The sequence below is a fragment of the Jannaschia sp. Os4 genome, from assembly GCF_016820245.1.
Classification (GTDB): domain Bacteria; phylum Pseudomonadota; class Alphaproteobacteria; order Rhodobacterales; family Rhodobacteraceae; genus Jannaschia.
Map to the genome: position 1 here is coordinate 573563 of NZ_JAFCAR010000001.1, position 18304 is coordinate 591866.

Below are 18304 nucleotides of genomic sequence, written 5' to 3' on the forward strand. Positions count from 1 at the left end.
TGCCGACCCGGGGCGCGGTGCCGGGCGGGCCGTCCGAGGACGCGACCGGCCACCTGCCGATGATGCACCGCCCCGCCGCCCAGCGCCCCAAGCTGGAGGGCGGCAAGAAGCTCGTGATGAAGACCGACTTCGAGCCCGCGGGCGACCAGCCCACGGCCATCGTGGAGCTGTCCAAGGGCGTGATGGACGGCGAGCGCGACCAGGTGCTGCTGGGCGCCACGGGCACCGGCAAGACCTTCACCATGGCCAAGATCATCGAGGAGACGCAGCGCCCCGCCGTCATCCTCGCCCCCAACAAGACGCTGGCCGCCCAGCTCTACGGCGAGTTCAAGGGCTTCTTCCCCGACAACGCGGTCGAGTACTTCGTCTCCTACTACGACTACTACCAGCCCGAGGCCTACGTGCCGCGCTCGGACACCTTCATCGAGAAGGAATCCCAGATCAACGAGCAGATCGACCGGATGCGCCACTCGGCCACCCGTGCGCTGCTGGAGCGCGACGACGTCATCATCGTGGCCTCCGTCTCCTGCATCTACGGCATCGGCTCGGTCGAGACCTACGGCGCCATGACCCAGGACCTGCTCGTCGGCTCCGAGTACGACCAGCGCAAGGTCATGGCCGACCTCGTGGCGCAGCAGTACCGCCGCAACGACGCCGCCTTCGCGCGCGGGTCGTTCCGGGTGCGCGGCGACAGCGTGGAGGTCTGGCCCGCCCACCTCGAGGACCGGGCGTGGCGCCTGTCGTTCTTCGGCGAGGAGCTGGAGGGCATCGTCGAGTTCGACCCGCTGACCGGCGCCAAGTCCCGCGACATGGACAAGATCCGCATCTACGCCAACAGCCACTACGTCACGCCCCGCCCGACGATGGCGCAGGCCATCAAGGGCATCAAGGCCGAGCTGGCCGTCCGCCTCGAGCAGCTGGTGGGCGAGGGCAAGCTCTTGGAGGCCCAGCGCCTCGAGCAGCGCACGCAGTTCGACCTCGAGATGCTGGAGGCCACCGGCGTCTGCAACGGGATCGAGAACTACTCCCGCTACCTCACCGGTCGCGCGCCGGGCGAGCCGCCCCCCACCCTCTTCGAGTACATCCCCGACGACGCCATCATCTTCGCCGACGAGTCCCACGTCTCCGTGCCCCAGATCGGCGGCATGTATCGCGGCGACTTCCGCCGCAAGATGACGCTGGCCGAGCACGGGTTCCGCCTGCCGTCCTGCATGGACAACCGACCCCTCAAGTTCGAGGAATGGGACGCGATGCGCCCCCAGTCGGTCTTCGTCTCCGCCACCCCCGCCGCGTGGGAGCTGGAGCAGTCCGGCGGCGTGTTCACCGAGCAGGTCATCCGCCCCACGGGCCTCCTCGACCCCGAGGTGGAGATCCGGCCCGTCGACATGCAGGTCGACGACCTCCTCGACGAGATCCGCAAGGTCACCCGGCAGGGGATGCGGACGCTGGTCACCACGCTGACCAAGCGCATGGCCGAGGACCTGACCGAGTACCTGCACGAGCAGGGGATCAAGGTCCGCTACATGCACTCCGACATCGACACGATCGAGCGGATCGAGATCCTGCGCGACCTCCGCCTCGGCGCCTTCGACGTGCTGATCGGGATCAACCTGCTGCGCGAGGGGCTCGACATCCCCGAATGCGGCCTCGTCGCTATCCTCGACGCGGACAAGGAGGGGTTCCTCCGCTCCGAGACGTCCCTCGTCCAGACCATCGGCCGCGCCGCGCGCAACGCCGAGGGCCGCGTCATCATGTACGCCGACCGCATCACCGGCTCGATGGAGCGCGCCATGCGCGAGACCGAGCGCCGCCGCCAGAAGCAGATGGCCTACAACGAGGAGCACGGCATCACCCCCGCGACGGTCAAGAAGAACGTCGAGGACGTGCTGGCGGGCCTCTACAAGGGCGACGTCGACATGAACCGGGTGACGGCCAAGGTCGACAAGCCGATGGCCGGGGCGAACCTGCAGGCCCATCTCGACGGGCTGCGCGAGCAGATGCGCAAGGCGGCCGAGAACCTCGAGTTCGAGGAGGCCGCGCGCCTGCGCGACGAGGTCAAGCGGCTGGAGCAGGTGGATTTGCTAGTGAGCGACGACCCGATGGCGCGCCAGTCGGCGGTGGCGCAGGCCGTGGAGGACGCGCGGAAGGCGGAGGGGCGGAGCACGGCGGGGCGGCCGGGGATGCGGGGAGGGAACGTGAAGAGAAGGAAGAAGGGGGGCGGAAGGTAGTCATCTCTTTACTTCTGGTGTGATCCCCAGATGATCGCCGAATGACTACGAGCAAACCTTACTCTTATGTTGCTTATATCGATGAAGCTGGTGACGATGGGCTAAGGCGCGTGCGCCCCATCGACAGCCATGGAAGCAGCGAATGGCTAGTTGTCTCAGCGGTCGTCGTGCGCGCCTCGCGAGAGAATGAAGTAAAGGATTGGGTATCAGACATACGAGATGGTCTGTGGAGGTATAACCGCGCCACGCTTCACTTTAAGGACTTGAACGAAAACAAGCGCCTGTTCGTCTGCGATCAGCTCGCAGGCCTGAACGCTAGGTACTTTGTGGTCTGCTCCAACAAGAAAAACATGCGAGGCTACCAGAACCCGCTTGCGGAGCAGGTCCCTTCGCAGTGCTGGTTCTACAACTGGATGACAAGGCTCCTCCTAGAGAGAGTAACCGATTTCGTTGCTTGGCGATCCGAGGTCGATTTTGGTGAGCCGCAGAAAGTCAAGATTGAATTCAGCAACAGGGGCGGTCTTTCCTACTCGCAGATGAAGGCCTACTGGCGGTGGATTAGCTACCAAGGCGAAAATACGTTCCTCCGATTCGGCCGTATTAATTGGGATGCGATAGACTACGAGCTTGCAAAAGTTTACCCGCATTACGATAGGGCAGGACTTCAGCTTGCAGATGTCGTAGCTAGCGCTTTCTTTAAAGCTGTTGATAAATACAATACTGGATCATGCGATCCAAGATTTGCCGCAAAGCTTCAGCCGAGAATGGCAAGGTTTAGAGATCGACCTGCCAACTCCCCGTCCGGGTATGGAGTAAAGCTTATGCCGTCTCTGAAGGGGGCGAGGTTACTACCAGAGCAAGAACAAATCTTCCGGTACTACGGCTACCCGACCCAGTGGTGGGCCCCGGACTCGTCTAATCCTTCGTCACGCTAGGCTGGCATCCTAGGCACCAACCGTCCGAAGGACGCCCCTGATCATTCACAGCGACCCGAGCTACCCGGCGGCCCACGTCTTGTTGTATCATATGTTGCGAATCAGTCAACAGAATCAAAGCTCTAGCTGTCACTCGTCGCGGCGGGTGCTAAGCGACTCTATCGCATGACGTTTTTCGAATGCATCCATAGGGCAGACGAACGCCCGCAGAAGTCCATAAACCCGACACCTCCATCCGCTCCGCACCGACGGACCACGTTGGGCCCCCCCAACGGAACCATCCCCCCCGCCCCCCGTTCTCCGCATGACCCCCACGGAGAGCCCCATGAACTACGGCATCCTCGGCGCCATCGTCTTCGTCCTCGGCGTCTACGCGATCTACCGGGTGCTGACCTCGGGGGCCACGACCGGGACCAAGGCGATCTGGTGCATCGTCATCCTCCTCCTGCCTGTCATAGGCTTCATCGCGTGGCTCGTCGCCGGACCGAAGTGACGCCGCCGCGCGCCGCCGCCGGCGCGCGGCTTCCGTAGGATGGGGTTCCACCCCATCGGGCGCACCGCCCCGATCCGAGGAACGATGGGGCGGAACCCCATCCGGCGCCGTCCCCCCGGCGACGCGGCTACCCGACCGCCCCCTCCCCCACCTCCAAGAGCACCGGCACCACCACCTCCTCCTCGTCGGTCAGGTGCCGGTCGAGGAACCGCCCCATCCCCTCCAGCCGCTCCGCCAGCGACCCCGCCGCGCCGCCGCGCAGCACCGCGTTCGCCGCCCCCGCCAGCCCCTCCAGCTCCTCGTGCAGCCGGTGGTGGTCCGCGTCCAGCAGCGCGAATCCCCGCTCCAGTGACGGGGCCAAGGCGGCCAGCCGGGGGAAGTAGTGGTGGTCCTCCACCCCGTGATGCTCCTCCAGCCCATGGAGGAACGCGCCCCCCAGCCGCTGCAGCCGGACGGCGTGGTCGCGCGGGTCCAGCGCCCCGTCCGCCCGCGCCCGCGCGTCCGCGGTCAGCGCGTCCAGCAGGCGGCGGAACCCGAGATGCCGCTCCAGCCAGAACCGGGTCAGCGGACCGAACTCCGGATGCGCCGCCCATCCGTCGCGGGGATGCGCCACCAGCAGGGTGCGGAGCGCGGGCGGCAGGCCGGTGCGGGTGGCGAGGTTCAGGTCGTCCGTCATGCGACCGCATGTACAGGGCGCGCGCGGAGGGTGCACGAGGGGCGCTCCACGGCGACCGGTGGTAACGTTCCGTTAACCCCCCTCCCCCACCCTCGCCCGGATGCGCGCGATTCTCGCCTTCCTGCTGCTCGCCACGCCGCTCCACGCCGGGCCGTGGCCGCGCGCGGAGGGGGCCGTCTACTGGCTGCTGCAGCACGAGACCGGCACCGAATGGTCCACGCTCTACGCCGAATGGGGCGGCCCCCACCGCCTGACCTTCGGCCTCGACGCGGGCGGCCACGCCCTCGCCTTGGCCGACGGCACCCCCGGCCTCGCCCGCTGGCGCAGCTTCGTGCGCTACCCGCTCGGCCCCGACGCGTGGACGTGGCGCCTCGCGGTCGAGGGGGGAATCGGCTCGGACCTCGCCGCGTCCGAGGCCGGCGAGGCGGTGGTCCCCCGCGCCACGCTCGGCCTCACGGCGGGGCGGGGGTTCCGGTGGCGCGGCGAGGACGGCTGGGGGTCCGTCACCCTGCGCGCCGAGCGGGCCGAGCGCCTGCCCCTGCGCCTCTCGGGCGGGGCCAAGCTCGGCTGGAAGCCCACCCCGCGCGACACCGTGGAGATCAGCGTCGACGGCGAGCGCACCGCGGACGCGGCCTACTGGACCGTCGGCCCGACCTACCAGCGCCGGGTCGGCCCGGTCCTGCTGCGCGGCAGCGTCCGGCTGGACGAGGCGGGCGAGGCGCGGTGGCGCCTCGGGATCGCGGGGGAGTTCTAGCTCACCACCCCTCCGTGCCCGGCGCGCCCTTGACCGTGCCGACGAGGTTCGGCGTCACCCAGCCGCCGTAGAACCCGCCCGGCTGGGGCGACACCTCCAGCCCGCCGACCGTCGCCCGGTCGAGGGCGCGGGCGTAGATCGCGACGAACCCCGCGATGGGCGCGAAGCGGGCGGTGGGCTTGGGGTAGGACCACGCCGCCCGCCCCGCGACGACGCCGCCGGCGCCCACGTCCCAATAGGCCGCCCGCCCCTTCCACTCGCAGACCGAGCCGCCCCCGGCGGGCCGCAGGTCGGCGTCGATCTCGGCGGGGGGGAGGTAGTAGGTCGGCGCGTGATGGGTCTCCAGGACGCGCCACGCGGCGCGGGTCCGCACGATCTCCACGCCGCCGAGCCACGCGGCCACCTCCTGCGGGACGCGCTCCAAGGCGGGGGGGCGGGGGTAGGACTGGACGTCCTCCTCGGGCAGCGGCGCCGTCACTGCCCCTGCACCGCGTCCTCGACGCCCTCCTCCACGGCCTCCTGCAGCTCGGGCTGGATGATCTCGATGACCTCGGTGGCCCAGTCGCCGATGATCGGGATGAAGTTGATCTGGCTCAGCGACCAGACCACGACCGACAGCACCACCGTCGCGCCCAGCACGCCGCCGAGGCCGAAGGCGATGCCGCGCGCCAGCTGGAACATGATGAGGCGCGGCATGGAGTTGTGGACCTGGATGAACCGGTGCCGGTTCATCCGCGCCATCTCGCGGCGCAGCGCCGCCACCTCGTCGAGGAACTTGGTCTGATCGTCCATGGCGCGCGACCCTAGCGGCGCACGGGGTCAGAGCAAGCCGCGAAACGCCACGTAGGCCGCCGCCGCGACCGCGTTGGACAGGTTGAGCGAGCGGACGTGCGGCGAGCGCATCGGCAGCCGCACCGCCCGGTCCCGCCGCCCGTCGAGCACCGCGCCCGGCAGGCCCACCGTCTCCGACCCGAACAGGAGGTGCGCGTCCGGCGGCCAGTCCACCTCGTAGCAGGTGCGCGGCCCGAACTCCTCGAAGGGGAACAGCGCCGCCTCGCGCGCGCCGCGCCGGGACGCGAAGTCGTCCCAGTCCGCGTACTCGTGCAGCGGCACGTGCGGCCAGTAGTCCAGCCCCGCCCGCCGCACCGCCTTCTCGTCGAGCGAGAAGCCCAGCGGGTGCACGAGGCAGAGGTCGACCTCCAAGGCGGCGCAGGTGCGCGCGATGGTGCCCGTGTTGCCGGGGATCAGCGGCTCGACGAGGACGATCGCGGGCCGGGGCGCGGCGCGCGTCACGCGTGGACCCGCGCCCACCGCTCGATCAGCTTGAACTGCATGTTGCGCGCGCGGCGGCCCCACGACTGGCCGCCCTCCGGCCGCTCCCGCTCGCCCACCGACAGGCCGGCGCGCCGCGCCGTGTCGGCGGCGAAGATCGCGAAGGCCATCGGGCGCCCGCCCGCGTCGAAGTAGCCCGCGAGGCCCGAGACGAAGTTGAGCGTGCCGGTCTTGGCCTGGATCGGCAGCGACTTGTCCTCGTAGAGGCGCAGCTCCTTCATCAGCGGCCGGATGCGGCCCATCGCGCCGGGCGCGACGAGCGCGCGCGCCATGTCGGCCGCGTTGATCCGCGACGTGCCGTTCAGCCCCGAGTGGTCGTCGAAGTCCGGTCGCCGCGCGCCCGTCGTCGCGCCCAGCCACGTCGACATCGCCCCCGCCGAGGCCCCCAGCGACCGGGTCGGCGCGCCGCGCGCGGCGGAGGCGGAGAGGCCCAGCACCTCCGCCGTGAGGTTGTTCGAGAACTTCAGCATCGCCGACGCTACCCGGTCCAGCGACGCCCCCTGCTGCACCGCGATCACCGTGCCCTGCGGCACCCCGCCCGAGGCCCGCGCCGCGGCGGGGGCGGCGACGCCGTTGGCCCGCAGCATCGTGCGCATCACGTCGCCCGCGTAGAGCAGCGGGTTGCGCACCGGCAGCCAGCGCGACCCCGAGCCGCCCAGCTGGCGGCGGGCCACGGTCCACGCGTCGATCCCGTCCGCGTCGGCATAGGTGTAGACCGGCAGCGACCGGTCCGCGATCCGCATCCGCGAGGTCGAGACGCCGGGGCGGAAGCGGTCCGTCCGCGCGTCCATCGCGGTGGTGTAGCCCGACCCGCCCCGCGCCCACGAGAAGTGCACCCGGTTGAAGTTGAGGTTCAGCCCCGAGACGGCGGGGTTGTAGCCCACGTGCTCCGGCTGGGCGCGGTCGATCCGCTCGATGGTCCGGAGCGGGCCGGGATGCACGAGGAGCCGCCCGCCCACCTCCGACAGGCCGGCGGCGCGGGCGTCGGCGGCCAGCGCGTGCAGCCCGTCCGTGTCCAGCGACGGGTCGCCGCCGCCCACCAGCACGAGATCCCCCTCCAGCCGCCCGTTCCGGATCGGCCCGGTGGCGATCAGGCGGGTCTGGAAGCGGTGCCCCGCGCCCATCGCCTCGAGCGCGTAGAGCGCGGTCACCGCCTTGAGCACCGAGGCGGGCGGCAGCGCGCGCAGGGGGCTGCCCGTCTCGACCGGCGCGCCCGTGCGCGCGTCGACGAGGGCGAAGCCCACCTGCGCCCGCGACCCGAGGTTGGCCTCCGCGACGATCCGGTCGGCGCCGGGCGTGGTCCGCGCGATCCAGTCCTCGGGCCGCGCGTCGGGGCGGGTCGAGGTCGGCGGCGGGTTCGCGCAGGCCGGCAGGCCCGCCAAGGCCACCGCGCCGCCCCCGAGGAACGCACGTCGCTTCATCGTCAATCCTCCCCGCACTCGCCGCTTGGCTTCGCACCCTTCGCCCCGGTTGTGAACCCGCCCGGACCGCTTCCGCGCGCGCCGGAGCGGGGGATGTCGCACGCGTGATCGCATGGTAGCGCGCGGGCATGGACATGGCCCGCCTCCGCGCCGTGGGCCTGATGGTCCTCGGCATGTCGCTGATCCCCGTGGGGGACACGGCGGGCAAGCTGCTGACCGGGGCGCACGGGGTCGCGCCCGGCTTCGTCGCCTTCGCGCGCTTCGCGGTGGGCGCCGCGATGGTGGCGCTGCTGCTGCGCGCGCCGGTGGACTGGCGGCTGTGGCGGGACGGGCGGGTGTGGCTGCGCGCGGCGCTGATCGCCGCCGGGATCGGCTGCATCCTCACGGCGCTGCGGACCGAGCCCATCGCCTCGGTCTTCGGGGCGTTCTTCGTCGGGCCCCTCGTCTCCTACGCGCTCAGCGTGCTGCTCCTCGGCGAACGGGCGCAGCCCGCGCGCGCCGCCCTGCTCGGGCTGGGGTTCGTCGGCACGCTCATGGTGGTGCGCCCCGGGGGCGAGATGGCGCCGGGCCTGCTCTGGGCGGTGGCGGCGGGGGTGTTCTACGGGTCGTTCCTGACCGCCTCGCGCTGGCTGCGAAACGCGGGCGCGCCGATGCAGCTGATGCTGACCCAGACGGCGATGGGGACGATCCTGCTGGCCCCGCTGGCATGGGGGGCGTGGCCGCCCGCCACGGCGGAGGTCGGGGGGCTGCTGCTGGTCTCGGGGCTGGCCTCGGCCACGGGGAACATCCTCCTGATCTTCGCCTACCGGCGGGCGGCGGCCACCGAGCTCGCGCCCTTCGTCTACACGCAGCTGGTGGCGGCGACGGCGCTCGGCTGGCTGGTCTTCGGCACGTGGCCCGACGCGGTGGGGGCGGCGGGCCTCGCGCTGCTGCTGGCCTCGGGGCTGGCGACGCTGGCGCTGCGGCGCCCGGCCTGACGGGGCGGGCGCCGCCGCCCGCGCGGACGACGTGGCGGTCATCCCTCCCGCGCGCCCCCGCCCCCGCTCTCGCCCTCGCACCGCATCAGCATGAAGCTGATGTCGTCGTCGAACCCGTTGATGTCGGCATGGGCGCGCAGCCCCTCCTCCAGCGCGGCGACCTGCGCGTCGAGGTCGTCGCCCGGCGGCAGGTCCGCGAGCATCCGGTCCAGCCCCTCCTCGCCCAGCATCTCGCCCCACGTGTCGGCGCAGTCCGTCAGCCCGTCCGAGTAGATCAGCAGCCGGTCCCCCGGCGCCAGCCGCTCCTCCACCGTGGACCACGCAGCGTCCGGCAACAGGCCCACGGGCGGCCCGCCCGGGCCGATCCGGCGGGGCGGACCGCCCGCGCCGGGCAGCACGATGGGGTGGGGGTGGCCCGCTTGGCAGTAGCGCAGCCACCCGGTGCTGCAGTCGAAGAACGCGAGCAGCGCGGTGAAGTAGACGTCGCCGCCGCCGAGGCGGATCATGTGCGCGTTGAGCCGCCCCATCACCACGTCGGGCGGGTCGGAGACCAGCGGCGGCACGTCGCCCTCGTCGACGCGTCCGGTCCAGACGTCGTAGCGCCCCATGAGCCCGGCCAGCCGCCCGGTCATCAGCGCCGAGGCGATCCCGTGCCCCGACACGTCCAGCGACCACAGCGCCAGCCCGCCCCCGTCGCGGGGCGCGTAGCCCATGAAGTCGCCGCCGATCTGCCCGGCCGTCAGGAGCGACAGCCGCAGGTCCGCGTCGCCCACGCGGGCGGCGAGCGGGGGCAGCATCGCGCGCTGCAAATCCCTCGCCTCGGCGAGGTCGCGCGCCACGGCGGCGTTGCGCGCCCGCAGGTCCTCCAGCATCGCGCGCTCCTCGTAGACGCGCAGCGCGAGGCGGTCCTGCGTCTCGATCAGGCGCTGGCCGACGTCGATCCGCGCGCGCAGCTCGTCGGGGCTGACGGGGAGGACGAGGTAGTCGTCCGCGCCCGCGTCCAGCCCCGCCGCCCGCGCCGCGCCGTCGGCCCAGAAATGGACCAGCATCAGGAAGGTGTAGGACCGCGCCCGTGCGGCGGCCACGAGGTCGAACACCGCCCCGTCGCCCAGTTCGGTCGTGCCGATCACGATCCGCGCGCGGCGATCGGCCAGCGCGGCGGCCACGCGCTCGGGGCTGTCGGCGACCACCGCCTCGAGGCCCATCCGCTCCATCGTGCGGGCGAGGCCGCGCGCGCGCGCCGCGTTCACGTCCGCCACGACCACCGTCCAAGGGCCCGTCGGCGGCAGGTCCGGCGCGGACGCGGAATCGAAGGCCTGCGGCATCATCGTCATGCCGCCCTCATCGCGCACGGGTCTTAACGGCCCGTGAACGGGCCCCTCAGATCACCAGCTCCGCGAGGTCCGCCACGTGGGTGATGTCGCGCCAGCCGAACCCCTTGGCGTCCATCCGCCCCGTCAGCGCGGGGAAGTTGGCGGGATCGTCGGTCTCGATCCCGAGGAGCACGGAGCCGAAGTTGCGCGTGGACTTCTTGAGGTACTCGAACCGCGCGATGTCGTCCGACGGGCCGAGCAGGTCGAGGAAGTCGCGCAGCGCGCCGGGCCGCTGCGGCATCCGCACCACGAGGTACTTCTTGAGGCCCGCGAAGCGCATCGCGCGCTCCTTCACGTCCGGGAGCCGCTCGAAGTCGAAGTTGCCCCCCGTGGTCACGCAGACGACGCGCCGCCCGGCGACGTCGAGGTCGCGGAGCGCGTCGACCGACAGCGCGCCCGCCGGCTCCAGCACGATGCCCTCGACGTTCAGCAGCTCCTGCAGGGTGATGCAGACCCGGTCCTCCGGGACCGCCGCGACATGGGCCGGGTCCACGTCCGCGAGCGCCGCGAAGGGCCGCGCGCCGACCCGCGCCACCGCCGCGCCGTCCACGAAGGTGTCGAGCCGGTCCAGCGTCACCGGCCCGCCCGCCGCCAGCGCCGCCGCGAGCGAGGCGCCGCCCGCGGGCTCCACCAGCCGCATCTCCGGCAGCCGCCCCTCCGCCCGCAGCAGCGCGCGCATCCCGGCGGAGAGGCCGCCCCCGCCCACCGGCAGCACCATCAGGTCCGCCGCGCCGAGGTCCGGCATCTGCTCGAGCAGCTCGACCGCCACGGTCGCCTGCCCCTCGATCACCGCGTCGTCGTCGAAGGGCGAAAGGAAGGCCGCGCCGGCCTCGGCGCACCAGTCCTGCGCGGCGGCGAGGCAGTCGTCGAACGTGTCGCCGACCAGGCGGATCGTCACCCGCCCGCCCCCGAAGGCGCGGGTCTTGTCGACCTTCTGCCCCGGCGTCGTGACCGGCATGAAGATCGTGCCGGGCCGGTCCAGCCGACGGCACATCCACGCCACGCCCTGCGCGTGGTTGCCCGCGCTGGCGGCGCCCACGGGCCGGTCGCCCGCCAGCCCCCGCATCGCGTTGAACGCGCCGCGCAGCTTGTAGGAGCGCACCGGCGTCAGATCCTCGCGCTTCAGCCAGACGTCGGCGCCGTGGCGGTCCGACAGCCAGTCGTTGCGCTGCAGCGGGGTCGGCGCGAACAGGTCGCGCAGCGCCGCCTCGGCCGCCCGCGCGCGGTCGGCGAAGCCGCCGGTCATGCGGGCGTCACAGGGGGCGGTCCTCGACGAAGTGGCCGTAGAGCACCGTCAGGACGGAGATGCCGACCATCAGCATGATCCACTGGACCACGACGCCGTAGACCAGCGAGATCACCCCGCCCGTGGCGACCGCCGCCGCCGCCGGATCGCCCACCGCCCCGAGCCCGCCGCCCACGAGCAGGGTCGGCAGCTGCAGCAGCAGCGACAGCGCGACCGTGAGAACGGCCACCAGCAGGATCGCCCCCGACGCGCCGGAGGTGGCGGACCACGCCTCGCCGAAGGCGACCGGCCGCCCGACGGCCCCCGCGGGCAGGATCACCGCGAGCCGGTAGAACACCACGACCAGCGCGACGATGCCCGCGAGCAGCACGAGGATGGCCAAGGGCGGGACCAGCGCGCCCAGCAGCCCGGCGACCAGCCCGATCGCGAGGTAGGCGACCATCAGCACGAGGCCGAGCAGGAGCGAGCGCCCGAGATAGCCCAGCATCGGGCCGCCGTGGAACGGCGGCACCCAGCCCGTCGGCTCCTCGAGGAGGGTGGCGCGGTGCCACGCCACCGCGACCCAGAGCGAGGCCACCACGAAGATCGCGACGATCGCGAACAGGCCGAGGAGCGCCGCCCCGCCGAGCGCCGCCTCCATGGCCGCCGCGTCCGTCGGGTCGAGCGCCGCCACGGAGGCGAGGCCCGCCCCGCCGAGCAGCAGCGCCGCCGCCAGCGCGATCCCGTAGGGCACGAGCGACACCCGCAGCGCCAGCCCGAGGTTGTCGGTGATCAGCGTCACCGCCTTGGCGAACAGCTTCCATCCCAGCATGTCGGTCGTCCCTTCCGTGCGTCGGCGACGACGGTGGCCCGCCCGCGCGCGCCGGGCAAGCGGGAACGTCCCCTTCCGGCCCGCGTTCCCTTGATCCGACACCTGCAAGGAGACCGTCCCATGACCCGCACGATCCTCACGGCCGCCGCCGCCCTCGCGCTCGCCCTGCCCGGCGCCGCCTCCGCGGACGGCCACGCCGCCTCGCCCTTCGCCGAGCCCTCGGTCGAGTACGGCCAGAGCTACCGCGCCACGACCCTCCTCGGCACGCGCGTCCACGCCGTCGAGGTCGAGCTCGACCCGACCGTGCCGCTGCCCGCGGGCACCGTCGCCGAGTGGGACGACATCGGCGAGATCGGGGACATGATCATCGGCGTCGACGGCTCGCTCGAGGCGGTCATCGTCGACGTGGGCGGCTTCCTCGGCCTCGGGGAGAAGGAGGTCGCGCTCAACTGGTCGGCCCTGCGCGGCGTGCGCGAGGACGACGACCCGGAGGAGTACTTCCTCGGCGTGAACCTCACGCAGGAGATGCTGGAGGCCGCCCCCGAGGTGGAGCGCGTCCCCGCGAACTGAGCCTCAGGGGTCCGGCGCGTCGACGCGCCGGGCCCCCGCGCCGCCCCCCGCCAGCCGGTCGTCCGCGTTGGCCAGCGGGCAGGCCTCCATCGACAGGCACCCGCAGCCGATGCAGCCGTCGAGGTTGTCGCGCAGCCGCGTCAGCGCCTCGATCCGCTCCGTCAGCTCGCCGCGCAGCCCGTCGGCCAGCGCCGCCCACTCCGCCCGGCTCGGCGCCCGGTCCGGCGGGGCCACCGCCAGCGCCGCGCGGATGCGCGCCAAGGACAGCCCCAGCCGCTGCGCCGCCCGGATGAACGCCAGCCGCCGCAGCTGCCCCCGCGCGAAGCGCCGCCGCCCGCCGCGGTCCCGCGGCGGCGCGATCAGGCCCCGCGCCTCGTAGAAGCGCACTTGGCTCACCGAGAGGCCCGCCCGCGCCGCCACCTCGCCGATCGTCAGTTCCTTCGACGGCATCGCAGATTCTCCTTGACCTCGACCTTGGTCGAGGTCCGACAGGGGTGGGGTCAACCGCGAAGGAGGCCCGTCATGGCCCGGCTCGAACACGTCAACCTCACCGTCCGCGACCCGGACGGCTTCGCCGCCCTACTCGGGCGGCTCTTCGGATGGGAGGTCCGCTGGGCAGGCATCGTGCTAGGCGGGGCGGGCCGGTCCGTCCACGTGGGCGAGCCCGGCACGGGTGGCTACCTCGCCCTCTACCGCCCGGCGGAGGGAGCCGCCGACGGCCCGTCGAGCTACGTGACGGCGGGCGGGCTCAACCACCTCGGCGTCGTGGTCGACGACCTCGACGCCGCCGAGGCGCGCGTCTCCGCCGAGGGGTTCAAGCCCCAGAACCACGCCGACTACGAGCCGGGGCGCCGCTTCTACTTCGACGGCCCGGACGGCGTGGAGATCGAGGTCGTCGCCTACGACTGACCTATGCACGGGCGGGCCGTGTCCGCCCGTCCCTTGCCCCCTCCCGGCCGATCCCCTACCCCGCCCCCGTCCCTGCCGCGCCGCACCCGGAGGCCCGTCCATGTCCGCACCGAAGAAAGTCGTCCTCGCCTATTCGGGCGGCCTCGACACCTCGATCATCCTCAAGTGGCTCCAGTCCGAGATGGGCTGCGAGGTCGTCACCTTCACCGCCGACCTCGGGCAAGGCGAGGAGTTGGAGCCCGCCCGCAAGAAGGCCGAGATGATGGGCGCGACGAGCATCCACATCGAGGACCTCCGCGAGGAGTTCGTGCGCGACTTCGTCTTCCCGATGTTCCGCGCCAACGCGCTCTACGAGGGGCTCTACCTGCTGGGCACCTCCATCGCGCGGCCGCTGATCTCCAAGCGCCTCGTCGAGATCGCGGCCGAGGAGGGGGCCGACGCCGTCAGCCACGGCGCCACCGGCAAGGGCAACGACCAAGTGCGCTTCGAGCTGGCCGCCTACGCGCTCAACCCCGAGATCAAGGTCATCGCCCCGTGGCGCATGTGGGACCTGTCGTCCCGCACCAAGCTCCTCGACTTCGCCGAGAAGCACCAGATCCCCATCGCCAAGGACAAGCGCGGCGAGGCGCCCTTCAGCGTGGACGCCAACCTCCTGCACACCTCGTCGGAGGGGAAGGTGCTGGAGGACCCGGCCGAGCCCGCGCCCGACTACGTCTACCAGCGCACCGTCGATCCCACCCAAGCCCCCGACGCGCCCCAGGACGTGGTGATCGGCTTCGAGCGCGGCGACGCGGTGAGCATCGACGGCGAGGCGATGTCCCCCGCCGCCATCCTGACCAAGCTCAACGAGCTGGGCGGCGCGCACGGCGTCGGCCGCCTCGACCTCGTGGAGAACCGCTTCGTCGGCATGAAGTCCCGCGGCATCTACGAGACGCCCGGCGGCACCGTGCTGCTGGAGGCGCACCGGGGCATCGAGCAGATCACCCTCGATTCGGGCTCCGCCCACCTCAAGGACTCGATCATGCCGCGCTACGCGGAGCTGATCTACAACGGCTTCTGGTTCTCGCCCGAGCGCGAGATGCTGCAGGCCCTGATCGACCGCAGCCAAGAGCACGTCTCCGGCGAGGTGACGGTCCGCCTCTACAAGGGCTCCGTCCGCACGATCGCGCGCCGCTCGGACCTCAGCCTCTACTCCGAGGCCCACGTCACCTTCGAGGACGACGCCGGCGCCTACGACCAGCAGGACGCGCAGGGCTTCATCCAGCTCAACGCCCTGCGGTTGAAGCTGGTGGCGAACCGCAACCGCAGGGCGTCCTGACGGCGCATCCCCGCCGCAATCGTTGCCCCCGCGCCACGGGGCGCCCGCCCGCCGGGCGACCCCGCCTTTCCCCAGCGTCACCGCCCGGTCCACTCCCGCGCGGAGGGACCGCGTCACGAGGGGGATACCATGACACGCATTTCCGAACGGCCCATGCCCGAGCGCACGGAGGCCGTCGCGTTCACCGGCCGCGCCGGCGAATGGTTCAAGATCTGGATCGTCAACCTGCTGCTGACGATCGTGACCTTCGGCATCTACTCCGCATGGGCCAAGGTCCGGCGCGAGCAGTACTTCAAGCGCAACACCTCCATCGAGGGCCGCGCCTTCGACTACCACGCGACGGGGATGCAGATCCTCATCGGGCGGATCATCGTCGTGGTCGGCCTCGTGGCCTTCAGCATCCTGTCGATGATCCCGCTGGTCGGCTTGGTCGCCATCCTCGCGCTGGTCTTCCTGTTCCCGTGGCTCGCCGTCCGCAGCCTCGCGTTCAACGCGCGCAACACCTCGTGGTCGAACGTCCGCTTCGACTTCAGGGGCACCTACGGCGACGCGCTCGTGACCTACATCCTCGCCCCCATCGGGGTGGCGCTGACGCTCTACACGACCGCGCCGCTGCTCACCCGCCGCGTCCACGGCTTCTTCGTCCGCGGCCACTCGCTCGGGAACCGGAGCTTCGACTTCGGGCAGGGCGCGGGCGGCTACTACGCGGCCTTCGGCCTCGCGCTGCTGTGGGTGATCGGCGCGGGCGTGGTGCTGGCGCTCACCGTCGGCGGCTCCGTCGCCGCGATGTTCGCGACGCTGGACGCGGGCGTCGAGCCGGACCCGGCCACGGCGCTCGCCCCGGTCCTCGCCCTCTACGCCGCGCTCTTCCTCGGGTTCTTCCCGGCCGCGCTGCTCTATCAGGCGATGGTCCGCAACCTGATGTACGCGGGCACCGAGCTGGAGGGCGGCCACCGCTTCTCCTCGACCGTGCGCCCGGTGCGCCTGCTCGTGATCGCGGTGACCAACGCGCTGGCCGTGGCCGCGTCGCTGGGCCTGATGCTGCCGTGGGCGCAGGTGCGGATCACCCGCTACCTCGCCGAGAACAGCTTCGTGCACCCGGAGGGCGACCTCGACCTGATCGCGGGCCGCATCGAGGCGGACGCGGGCGCCATCGGCGACGCCTATTCCGACATCGAGGGGATCGACCTCGGTGGCGTCGGCATCTGAGCCCGAGCACCGGGTGCAGGGGCGGGCCTTCCCGCCCCACAGCGCCCACGAGACGCCCGCCACCCTCGTGGTGGCGGGCGACCGCGTCGCCCTGATCGACGCCGAGGGGGTGCCCCTCCTCGAGACCACCCGCCGCGAGGCCCGCGCCGAGCGCGCCTTGGGCGACACCGAGCGGCGCGTCCGCCTGCCCGACGGCGCCACCTTCCTCACCCGCGACGACGCCGCCCTCGACGCGGCCCTGCCCGCGCCGGGCGGATGGCTCCCGGCGCTGGAGCGGGCGGACCCGCTGACGATGCTCTCCGTCGTGCTGGCCTGCCTCGCGGGGGCCTACGTGGTCGTCCGCTGGGGGCTCGACCTGCTCGTGGCCGCCGCCGTCTGGATGACCCCCCAGACCGTCGCCGTCGCGATGGACGGCGGCACCATGCCCCTGCTCGACCGCGTCCTCTTCGAGCAGACCGCGATCCCCGCCGACCGCCGCGCGGAGGTCGCCGCCCTCTACGCCGAGGTGCTCGCCCACGGCCCGCCGCCGCGCCGCGGCACGGAGGACCGGCTGCTGTTCCGCGGCATGGACGGCCTGCCCAACGCGATGGCCCTGCCCGGCGGCACCGTGATCGTCACCGACGAGCTGGTGCGGATGCTCGACGACGACGCGGACGCCCTCGCGGGGGTGCTCGCCCACGAGGTCGCCCACGTCCGCGAGCGGCACGGCCTCCACGGCCTCTACCGCGCGGTCGGCCTCTCGGTGATGGTCGCCGTGATGGCGGGCGAGACCGGCCCCCTCCTCGAGGAGGCGCTCCTCGAGGGGAACGTGCTGCTCGCGCTCGCGGGCACCCGCGCCGCCGAGCGCGAGGCCGACGCGGGCGCGGTCGCCACGATCCGCGCGATGGGCCGCGACCCCGAGGGGCTGGCGCGCTTCTTCGACGACATGGCCGCGCGGTTCGGCGACGGCGGCGGCTGGTCCTCGACCCATCCCGGCTCGGCGGAGCGGTCCGCCACCATCCGCGAGGGGCTCTAGACCGCCGCCCGCCAGTCGCGCGGCGCCACCCCGGTCACGCGTCGGAACTCCCGGTTGAAGTTGCTGCGCGCCGAGAAGCCCGAGGCGAGCCACGCCTCCGTCACGGACGCCCCCGCCTCCAGCCGCGCGCAGGCCGCCGCGACCCGCCGCGCGTTCACGAAGCGCGAGACGTTGTCCCCGGTGGCCCGGTTCACCGCCGCCGACAGCCGCTTCTCCGGCACGCCCAGCCGCCGCGCGAGCCGCGCGAGCGACAGGTCCGGGTCGAGGTGCAGCCCCGTCTCGCCGAGGAACCGCTCCAGCCGCAGCACGAGGGCGGCATCCGCCTCGGACCCGGCGGGCGCGGCGGCGGCGGGCACGCGCGCGTCGGGCCGCAGCTCGGGCGCGACGGCGAGCCAGCCCACGAGCGCCAAGGTCGCCGTCGAGCCCAGCGTCACGATCCAAGGGCGCGCCTCGGGCCGGCCGAGGGCGACCGCCCCCGAGATCGCCACGTCGCTCAGCCCCGACCCGATCAGCGCCAGCGCGATCAGCCCCCAAAGCCGCGCGGGCCGCGCGCCGCCGCCCAGCGGCAGGCGCGGCACCGGGTCCGCGCCGCGCAGCCGCGCGAGCAGCGCGCCCCCGTAGCCGAGGAACAGGAGCGGCACCGCCACGTCCAGCCCCGCCGGCACCGTGGGGACCAGCAGCGCCGCCGCGACCGGACCCGCCGCATGGCGCGCGGGCGCGACCGCCGCCGCCCCCGTCGTCGCCGCGAAGGCCAGCCACGCCACCGGCGGGATCGCCGCCGCGCCGACCGGCTGGAGGGGCCGCAGCGCCGCCACGCCCCAATGCTGCACGAGCGCCACCAGCAGCGCCTGCCCCGCGCAGAGCGCGATCAGCCCCACGAGCCACGGCGACGCCCCCTCCGCCCGGCGCGCGGCGGCGACGGCCAGCGCGGCGAGCACGGCGGCGGCGAAGGCGGGGACGGGCAGGGTCGGCAGGCCGGTCATGCCCCGCACCCTGCCCCCGATCCGGATCGGGGACGACCTCGAACCGGATCGAGG

20 protein-coding genes are annotated in these 18304 nt (G+C 72.8%); 10 read left to right on the forward strand and 10 right to left on the reverse strand.

The annotated features are described in order from the left end of the window. Positions 1-59: 59 nt before the first annotated feature. From uvrB to JQC91_RS02985, 3 genes are all read left to right on the forward strand, one after another. A complete protein-coding gene (gene uvrB, locus JQC91_RS02975) occupies positions 60-2228 on the forward strand; it encodes an excinuclease ABC subunit UvrB (RefSeq protein WP_203285511.1) in 2169 nt (722 codons plus the stop codon). Positions 2229-2269: 41 nt separating this feature from the next. After that, positions 2270-3163, forward strand: a complete 894-nt coding sequence (locus JQC91_RS02980) for a DUF3800 domain-containing protein (protein WP_203285275.1) — start codon at positions 2270-2272, stop codon at positions 3161-3163. Between the two features lie 325 nt (positions 3164-3488). Continuing rightward, entirely contained in the window at positions 3489-3656 is a 168-nt protein-coding gene (locus JQC91_RS02985) for a PLD nuclease N-terminal domain-containing protein (RefSeq protein ID WP_203285276.1), read from the forward strand. 127 nt (positions 3657-3783) lie between these two features. Here the strand turns inward: JQC91_RS02985 and JQC91_RS02990 are convergent, their stop codons facing one another. Continuing rightward, positions 3784-4332 (reverse strand): hemerythrin domain-containing protein, encoded by a 549-nt coding sequence (locus JQC91_RS02990; protein WP_203285277.1) that lies wholly within the window; start codon positions 4330-4332, stop codon positions 3784-3786. Positions 4333-4432: 100 nt separating this feature from the next. On the opposite strand from JQC91_RS02990, the gene JQC91_RS02995 reads away from it, so the two are divergent. Beyond that, on the forward strand, positions 4433-5086 hold the full coding sequence (locus JQC91_RS02995; protein ID WP_203285278.1) for a hypothetical protein: 654 nt from the start codon (positions 4433-4435) through the stop codon (positions 5084-5086). A 1-nt stretch (position 5087) separates the two neighbouring features. Here the strand turns inward: JQC91_RS02995 and JQC91_RS03000 are convergent, their stop codons facing one another. From JQC91_RS03000 to JQC91_RS03015, 4 genes are read right to left on the reverse strand one after another with little or no spacing between them, the layout of a single operon-like run. Next, positions 5088-5564: a DUF427 domain-containing protein gene (locus JQC91_RS03000; RefSeq protein ID WP_343069891.1), complete on the reverse strand. Its 477-nt coding sequence runs from the start codon at positions 5562-5564 to the stop codon at positions 5088-5090. Then, a complete protein-coding gene (locus tag JQC91_RS03005) occupies positions 5561-5878 on the reverse strand; it encodes a DUF5665 domain-containing protein (protein ID WP_203285279.1) in 318 nt (105 codons plus the stop codon). The genes JQC91_RS03000 and JQC91_RS03005 overlap by 4 nt, the downstream gene beginning before the upstream one ends. Positions 5879-5905: 27 nt before the next feature. Continuing rightward, positions 5906-6379 (reverse strand): tRNA (cytidine(34)-2'-O)-methyltransferase, encoded by a 474-nt coding sequence (locus JQC91_RS03010; RefSeq protein ID WP_203285280.1) that lies wholly within the window; start codon positions 6377-6379, stop codon positions 5906-5908. Further along, positions 6376-7839 carry a D-alanyl-D-alanine carboxypeptidase gene (locus JQC91_RS03015; protein WP_203285281.1) on the reverse strand — a complete coding sequence of 488 codons (1464 nt, stop codon included), beginning with the start codon at positions 7837-7839 and terminating at the stop codon, positions 6376-6378. The genes JQC91_RS03010 and JQC91_RS03015 overlap by 4 nt, the downstream gene beginning before the upstream one ends. 128 nt (positions 7840-7967) lie before the next feature. Between JQC91_RS03015 and JQC91_RS03020 the strand changes: the two genes are divergently transcribed. Further along, positions 7968-8816, forward strand: a complete 849-nt coding sequence (locus tag JQC91_RS03020; RefSeq protein ID WP_238941248.1) for a DMT family transporter — start codon at positions 7968-7970, stop codon at positions 8814-8816. A gap of 38 nt (positions 8817-8854) precedes the next feature. Here the strand turns inward: JQC91_RS03020 and JQC91_RS03025 are convergent, their stop codons facing one another. The 3 genes from JQC91_RS03025 to JQC91_RS03035 are packed head-to-tail and all read right to left on the reverse strand — an operon-like array spanning position 8855 to position 12246. Continuing rightward, complete coding sequence (locus tag JQC91_RS03025) at positions 8855-10150, reverse strand: SpoIIE family protein phosphatase (protein WP_203285282.1); 1296 nt, start codon at positions 10148-10150, stop codon at positions 8855-8857. A gap of 46 nt (positions 10151-10196) precedes the next feature. After that, the gene (gene ilvA, locus JQC91_RS03030; RefSeq protein WP_203285283.1) at positions 10197-11435 is read right to left on the reverse strand and encodes a threonine ammonia-lyase IlvA; all 1239 of its coding nucleotides are present in this window, start codon (positions 11433-11435) and stop codon (positions 10197-10199) included. Positions 11436-11442: 7 nt separating this feature from the next. Next, entirely contained in the window at positions 11443-12246 is an 804-nt protein-coding gene (locus JQC91_RS03035; protein ID WP_203285284.1) for a hypothetical protein, read from the reverse strand. A gap of 120 nt (positions 12247-12366) precedes the next feature. Between JQC91_RS03035 and JQC91_RS03040 the strand changes: the two genes are divergently transcribed. After that, the gene (locus tag JQC91_RS03040) at positions 12367-12816 is read left to right on the forward strand and encodes a PRC-barrel domain-containing protein (RefSeq protein ID WP_203285285.1); all 450 of its coding nucleotides are present in this window, start codon (positions 12367-12369) and stop codon (positions 12814-12816) included. Between the two features lie 3 nt (positions 12817-12819). On the opposite strand, the gene soxR is transcribed toward JQC91_RS03040, so the two are convergent. Continuing rightward, positions 12820-13266: a redox-sensitive transcriptional activator SoxR gene (gene soxR / locus JQC91_RS03045; RefSeq protein WP_203285286.1), complete on the reverse strand. Its 447-nt coding sequence runs from the start codon at positions 13264-13266 to the stop codon at positions 12820-12822. 72 nt (positions 13267-13338) lie between these two features. Here soxR and JQC91_RS03050 point away from each other — a divergent pair, with 72 nt between their 5' ends. From JQC91_RS03050 to JQC91_RS18200, 4 genes are all read left to right on the forward strand, one after another. Next, a complete protein-coding gene (locus tag JQC91_RS03050) occupies positions 13339-13725 on the forward strand; it encodes a VOC family protein (protein WP_203285287.1) in 387 nt (128 codons plus the stop codon). 100 nt (positions 13726-13825) lie between these two features. Next, the gene (locus JQC91_RS03055) at positions 13826-15043 is read left to right on the forward strand and encodes an argininosuccinate synthase (RefSeq protein ID WP_203285288.1); all 1218 of its coding nucleotides are present in this window, start codon (positions 13826-13828) and stop codon (positions 15041-15043) included. A 129-nt stretch (positions 15044-15172) separates the two neighbouring features. Then, positions 15173-16252 carry a YjgN family protein gene (locus JQC91_RS03060; RefSeq protein ID WP_238941249.1) on the forward strand — a complete coding sequence of 360 codons (1080 nt, stop codon included), beginning with the start codon at positions 15173-15175 and terminating at the stop codon, positions 16250-16252. After that, positions 16236-17267 carry a M48 family metallopeptidase gene (locus JQC91_RS18200; protein WP_203285289.1) on the forward strand — a complete coding sequence of 344 codons (1032 nt, stop codon included), beginning with the start codon at positions 16236-16238 and terminating at the stop codon, positions 17265-17267. The genes JQC91_RS03060 and JQC91_RS18200 overlap by 17 nt, the downstream gene beginning before the upstream one ends. Here JQC91_RS18200 and JQC91_RS03070 read toward each other — a convergent pair. Further along, entirely contained in the window at positions 17264-18250 is a 987-nt protein-coding gene (locus tag JQC91_RS03070) for an AraC family transcriptional regulator (protein ID WP_203285290.1), read from the reverse strand. The two genes, JQC91_RS18200 and JQC91_RS03070, sit on opposite strands and share 4 nt — an antisense overlap. Between the last annotated feature and the right edge of the window lie 54 nt (positions 18251-18304).

Excerpts from the sequence above, each read along its gene's own strand:
- uvrB (WP_203285511.1), top strand. The coding sequence starts at position 60 with ATGATGCACCGCCCCGCCGCCCAGCGCCCCAAGCTGGAGGGCGGCAAG.
- JQC91_RS02990 (WP_203285277.1), bottom strand. The coding sequence starts at position 4,332 with ATGACGGACGACCTGAACCTCGCCACCCGCACCGGCCTGCCGCCCGCG.
- ilvA (WP_203285283.1), bottom strand. The coding sequence starts at position 11,435 with ATGACCGGCGGCTTCGCCGACCGCGCGCGGGCGGCCGAGGCGGCGCTG.
- JQC91_RS02980 (WP_203285275.1), top strand. The coding sequence starts at position 2,270 with ATGACTACGAGCAAACCTTACTCTTATGTTGCTTATATCGATGAAGCT.
- soxR (WP_203285286.1), bottom strand. The coding sequence starts at position 13,266 with ATGCCGTCGAAGGAACTGACGATCGGCGAGGTGGCGGCGCGGGCGGGC.
- JQC91_RS03050 (WP_203285287.1), top strand. The coding sequence starts at position 13,339 with ATGGCCCGGCTCGAACACGTCAACCTCACCGTCCGCGACCCGGACGGC.
- JQC91_RS03015 (WP_203285281.1), bottom strand. The coding sequence starts at position 7,839 with ATGAAGCGACGTGCGTTCCTCGGGGGCGGCGCGGTGGCCTTGGCGGGC.
- JQC91_RS03040 (WP_203285285.1), top strand. The coding sequence starts at position 12,367 with ATGACCCGCACGATCCTCACGGCCGCCGCCGCCCTCGCGCTCGCCCTG.
- JQC91_RS03025 (WP_203285282.1), bottom strand. The coding sequence starts at position 10,150 with ATGACGATGATGCCGCAGGCCTTCGATTCCGCGTCCGCGCCGGACCTG.
- JQC91_RS02985 (WP_203285276.1), top strand. The coding sequence starts at position 3,489 with ATGAACTACGGCATCCTCGGCGCCATCGTCTTCGTCCTCGGCGTCTAC.
- JQC91_RS03070 (WP_203285290.1), bottom strand. The coding sequence starts at position 18,250 with ATGACCGGCCTGCCGACCCTGCCCGTCCCCGCCTTCGCCGCCGCCGTG.
- JQC91_RS03005 (WP_203285279.1), bottom strand. The coding sequence starts at position 5,878 with ATGGACGATCAGACCAAGTTCCTCGACGAGGTGGCGGCGCTGCGCCGC.
- JQC91_RS03020 (WP_238941248.1), top strand. The coding sequence starts at position 7,968 with ATGGACATGGCCCGCCTCCGCGCCGTGGGCCTGATGGTCCTCGGCATG.
- JQC91_RS03055 (WP_203285288.1), top strand. The coding sequence starts at position 13,826 with ATGTCCGCACCGAAGAAAGTCGTCCTCGCCTATTCGGGCGGCCTCGAC.
- JQC91_RS03060 (WP_238941249.1), top strand. The coding sequence starts at position 15,173 with ATGACACGCATTTCCGAACGGCCCATGCCCGAGCGCACGGAGGCCGTC.
- JQC91_RS02995 (WP_203285278.1), top strand. The coding sequence starts at position 4,433 with ATGCGCGCGATTCTCGCCTTCCTGCTGCTCGCCACGCCGCTCCACGCC.
- JQC91_RS03035 (WP_203285284.1), bottom strand. The coding sequence starts at position 12,246 with ATGCTGGGATGGAAGCTGTTCGCCAAGGCGGTGACGCTGATCACCGAC.